The organism is Candidatus Roseilinea sp. NK_OTU-006 (genome assembly GCF_012931985.1).
GTDB lineage: Bacteria > Chloroflexota > Anaerolineae > J036 > Brachytrichaceae > JAAFGM01.
This window is the reverse complement of sequence record NZ_JAAFGM010000066.1, coordinates 1-3,756: the sequence shown is the minus strand read 5'-3', so window position 1 is coordinate 3,756 and position 3,756 is coordinate 1. Positions and strand designations below refer to the sequence as shown.

5 protein-coding genes are annotated in these 3,756 nt (G+C 61.5%); all 5 read right to left on the bottom strand.

What is annotated here, in order from left to right; translation table 11 throughout:
• Positions 1 to 77: 77 nt before the first annotated feature.
• The 5 genes from GXH28_RS15250 to GXH28_RS15230 all read right to left on the bottom strand — a co-directional run bounded on the left by GXH28_RS15250 (position 78) and on the right by GXH28_RS15230 (position 3,559).
• Positions 78 to 1,490: a bifunctional DNA primase/polymerase gene (locus GXH28_RS15250; protein ID WP_169239876.1), complete on the bottom strand. Its 1,413-nt coding sequence runs from the start codon at positions 1,488 to 1,490 to the stop codon at positions 78 to 80.
• Between the two features lie 329 nt (positions 1,491 to 1,819).
• Entirely contained in the window at positions 1,820 to 2,779 is a 960-nt protein-coding gene (locus GXH28_RS15245; RefSeq protein ID WP_169239875.1) for a hypothetical protein, read from the bottom strand.
• Between the two features lie 44 nt (positions 2,780 to 2,823).
• Complete coding sequence (locus GXH28_RS15240) at positions 2,824 to 3,042, bottom strand: hypothetical protein (RefSeq protein WP_169239874.1); 219 nt, start codon at positions 3,040 to 3,042, stop codon at positions 2,824 to 2,826.
• Positions 3,039 to 3,290: a hypothetical protein gene (locus tag GXH28_RS15235; RefSeq protein WP_169239873.1), complete on the bottom strand. Its 252-nt coding sequence runs from the start codon at positions 3,288 to 3,290 to the stop codon at positions 3,039 to 3,041. Before GXH28_RS15235 ends, GXH28_RS15240 begins: the two co-directional genes overlap by 4 nt.
• Positions 3,287 to 3,559 carry a hypothetical protein gene (locus tag GXH28_RS15230; RefSeq protein WP_169239872.1) on the bottom strand — a complete coding sequence of 91 codons (273 nt, stop codon included), beginning with the start codon at positions 3,557 to 3,559 and terminating at the stop codon, positions 3,287 to 3,289. The genes GXH28_RS15235 and GXH28_RS15230 overlap by 4 nt, the downstream gene beginning before the upstream one ends.
• Between the last annotated feature and the right edge of the window lie 197 nt (positions 3,560 to 3,756).

Sequence of the window (3,756 nt, the reverse complement as noted above, 5' to 3'; positions counted from 1 at the left end):
GGGATGCGCCGTCAGGGGGGCGGGGGGATGCAACAAAGCAGTGCACGATGCATCGGTGCAAAACCCCCAATGGCAAGTCATTCAGCGCTGTAGTGGTTGGGTAGCTGCTTGACTAGGAGCACGCGCCGGCCCGCGGCGAGCAGGCTTTCCGCGAGATCCGCGCGCGGGGGCAGCCTCTGCCCATCGACGTCAAGCCAGCATCCGGATGGCACGTTGGCCAGCGCGTACTTGGCCGTGCCGGCCCGCAGCTCAACCGTCTCACACTGTTGCGTGACGCGGATCCCGGCGCGCCGGTTGTAGCGGCGGATCGTTCGCCGCGACCGATTGACGCGGGTTGTGAGCAGATCAAGGCTGTACCGGCCTGGCGCGCGCGAGATCAGGTCTACATGCACTGCTTGGGCATAGCTGCTGGCGCTTGCCAGATCCTCAGGGCGCAGTGGCGTGCTGCCGCCAACTTTCACGCCGCAAGCGTCCGCCAGCAGCGTGATATCCGGGATCCGGTACAGCAGCGCGGGCCGGCCCCGTCCGCCGGATGCTGCACGAGTTTCGAAGATCGGCGCGCCGGCCAATTCGGCCTGCAGGGCCTGCCGGATCATCCGTTCGGTCAGGGGGATCCCCCGCCGCTCAAAGGCTTCAAGCACTTGGCGGATGGCAACCTGTTCGCCGGGGCGGAACCCCGCCAGCAGTAGGCCGTCCAGCATCCTTGCAGCCTGATCCGCGCCGGCCTGCAGCAGCGCTTCACGGATCCGGGTTGGCAACCCCGGCCCCGCGGCCCGGTAGGCCTTGAAAGCACTGGTGATAGTGGCGATGCACTCGCGCTCGCGCTCGCGCTTGCTTTCGGGCTGATGCCGGCCAAATGCCGGGGCATTGATGAACACGTCTCGCAGGGCCTGCAGCACTTGCTGCTTGGTCAGGCCAGCGCGCCGGCCCGCCAGCGCGGCTGCAAACAGGCCCCGGTTGCGGGATTGTGCAGCTTGTGCAGCGCGCCAGAATTCGGCCTGCAGGTCGATCGCCGGGGCCGGGGCGAAGTACGCCAGCAGATCCCTGCAGGTACTGTGCGAGATCTGGCGCAAGCATCCGATATCGGTCAGCGCGCGGTATCCCGGCGATGGGGCGATCATCAGGAACCGGTTGGCAGCCAATTCCCCGCGCGGGCCAGCCGTATAGGCCGGATATTCTGCAGGTGCAGAAATTCGATAGAGCACGTGCATCCCCCCGCGGGGCGTGACCTCGCTGTAGCTATCGGGGAACCCGACGCGCTGGAATTGATCGACCTGTTCGGACTTGTCCAAGTCCACCGCGATCAGGCCGTTGTAGCGGGCCAGCACCACCCCGATCCCGCCATCAAACAGGCCGGCGCGCCGCCACTGCTCAACCTCGCCGCTGGCCGGGGGGCGCTTCAGGTACTCGCGCCACTGCACTGCCGGGCGTTTGTTCGCTGCAGGTAGGTAGGGGATATTCAGACTGTCAAGCTTGTAGAGGACATCCATGCCCCGCCACTTTCTTGGCGGGACGGGATGCTGGCCCGCGGCACAACAGACCAGCATCCCTGAGGGAACCGGTTGATCAGACCGGCTTGTATTCTGTTGACAACTTTGATATATTTAAGTGCAGGCATTCGAATACCTTGTGCCAATTCCCCCGCCTAGTCCCGCCAAGAAGTAGGATGGGGGAATTCGTTTTCGATAGCGGCCATTATACCATAGTTATGACCTCATAGCCGTTACAGATCGGTGATGGGCCACCCTGCAAGCGCTGCTGCAGAAAAGTGCATCAGCTCGCCGGCCTGCAGGGATTGGCCCGCCGCAATGCTTGCACTTCACGCGCCGGCGCTGGCGCTGGCCCCGTTGACCGCCAGCCGGCGCTTGGTAGGGCGCGGATCAGCATCCTCGCTGCTCGCAGGAATGCCCTCAGAATCGCTTAAAACGGCCTGCAGCGCGTTTTCTGGCGCGGGGCCGTATGATCTATCAGCATCCCCAATTTCAAGCGAATTTGACCAATTCTCGCGGTCTAATTCCCTGACCACTGCAGCGCGCTTGAACCCCGCTGGTGCATCGATGAACGTCTTGTTAGCGCTGATCTTTACCAGTGCTTGCCAGATCTCTTGCGCCAATATCTTGGAGTAATCCGGATGCTTTTCCGGATCCGCGCTGGCGGCTTCAAACACGGCCAACGCGGCCAGATACCTTGCGCTGATCTCTGTCTGTCTGTGCAGGTATTCTGCGATCAGCGCCTCCAGCCTCAGGCCCAACCCAAGAGTAAAGGCCGGGGGCATGAGGGCCACCAGTAGGTTGGCCCCGCTGCTGGCATTGGCGATGAACACGAACGCGCTCGCGAGCAAGGCCAGCAGCAGCGCCACTGGTATGCCCCGCCGGCCAGCGCGGCCCCGTAGGTTGTGCATGGTCATGAATAGGATTGCAGCGCTTTCGGCCAGCAAGATCGCGCCGGCCTGATGCACAACCGTCCAGAGATTCAAGTCGATCACGATCCCGGCGCTGGCCGGGTCATAGCTGGCGAGGGCGATCTTGCTCATGTACTGCACGATATGCACGCTGCTGATGGCCAGCGCGGCCCCGAACACGATCAGCGCCAACCAATCCAATGGGCTGGCGATCGGCCCCAATTCCCGCGCAAATGCTTTGCGGGTTGGCTTTTCCCCAATGCGGGCCTTGATCCGTTCAATGGCCCGGCCCCGCGCGGCATCGTACTGCTCACTGGTCAGCGGTCTCAGATTTTTGATATCCCACATGGTATAATCCTTGCACCTGTTGTAACCCATCAGGATTGCAGCGCGTACCGGGGCATGGTCACGCGCTGCTTGCTTTACTTGGCGCGGTAGATGTACTCGCGCTGCACAACCCCTCGCCGGGATAACTGCACTTCAATCAGGCCCCGTGAGGCCAGCCGCTGCAGCAGCTTGCGGTCATATGCCAGCAGCTTGCCATTGGGCCGGCCAATACGGTCAGCAATCTCCCGGCGGGATAGCCAACAACCGGGGCATGAATGCAGGGCCTGCAGCAGCACCCGTTCAAGCTCACTCATGGTAGTACCTCGAAGTAATCCCCGCGCTCGCCGGCCTGCAGGGCCAGATATCCCTTGCGCACCAGCGCGCGCTCTGTAGCAAAACCAATCCCCGCGGCCTGCAGATCGGCCCGGCTGTACTGGTCACGGCCCATTGCCTGCAGGGCCTGCAGCGCGCGCTGCTGGTAGGCCGTCAGGGCCGGCTTGCGCCGTTTGATCGTGACTTGCATCCCGGTATCGGTAACCCAATCGATGCTTGCCTTGCTCATGGATGAACCCCTTTCAGTGCACCGTTCGATGCTTCAAGTGTACCAAAGATATCATCCATGACAAGGTAGTAAATCATGCCACTTGAATTACTTGTGATAATGCTGATTATCACAGAGTGCACGGGAAAAATGGGCATTGTGCAGGCATTTTGAGCGAGGGATTTTTTTACCAAAATGCCACCCTGACAAGCATGTATGCTTGTCTGATCTTTAATGCTCAGACCGGGGGACAAAACTGCAAAAAAATCATCCCCGGTAATTGATGCCATTAAAAACCGGGGATCCCCGAATAACTCCGAAGAATCAAAGCAGGTCGCGGGCCTTGTGCCCGCGCCGCCGTAGGCGGGATGCGCCGTCAGGGGGGCGGGGGGATGGAACAAAGCAGTGCACGATGCATCGGTGCAAAACCCCCAATGGCAAGTCATTCAGCGCTGTAGTGGTTGGGTAGCTGCTTGACTAGGAGCAC